The following is a 510-nucleotide window of genomic DNA, read 5'->3' as shown; positions in this document are numbered from 1 at the left end:
CCAGGCGGCGTTCCTCGGGCAGCAGGATGACCACGTCCGGCTGCGCGCGGCTGCCGTCCTCGCGAACCTGGCTGTCCTGCACCTGGTATTCCTGGCCCTTGCGCAGCCCGGAGGCCTCGAGCACCCGTTCCAGCACCAGCTCGCCCCAGTTGCCCTGCGCCTTGGCGTTGCGCGGCGTTCGGCTTTTGGCGAGTTCGCCGCGACGCAAAGCGTTTCCGCAAAAAGTCTTCGCAAGAGCGGTCGTTCTCGGATACTGATGCCGGAAAGAATGGACCGGAAACCCGCGCCAGTGCTCAAAACGCCAGCCGCCCTCATAATCCCTTGGTCGCTGGTTCAAGTCCAGCACGGCCTACCACCCTCGCTCCCCCTGTGGCGCACAATGCCGCATGCCCTCCGAGCACGCCTCCTTCCCCGGCGCCCACGGCAGCCTGCTCGCCGCCCGGCTCGACACCCCCGACGCAGCCCCGCGCGCCTTCGCGCTCTTCGCCCACTGCTTCACCTGCAACAAGG

At 67.8% G+C, this 510-nt stretch carries 1 protein-coding gene; it reads right to left on the bottom strand.

The window, feature by feature from the left end:
* Positions 1-346, bottom strand: a 346-nt coding sequence (gene rmuC / locus ACYVAK_RS14705) for a DNA recombination protein RmuC (RefSeq protein WP_461062335.1), incomplete at its 3' end; no start/stop codon positions are given.
* Between the last annotated feature and the right edge of the window lie 164 nt (positions 347-510).

It is taken from the genome of Silanimonas algicola (assembly GCF_054777375.1).
The sequence above is the reverse complement of the archived record's forward strand: the minus strand, read 5'-3'. Positions and strand labels throughout refer to the sequence as shown.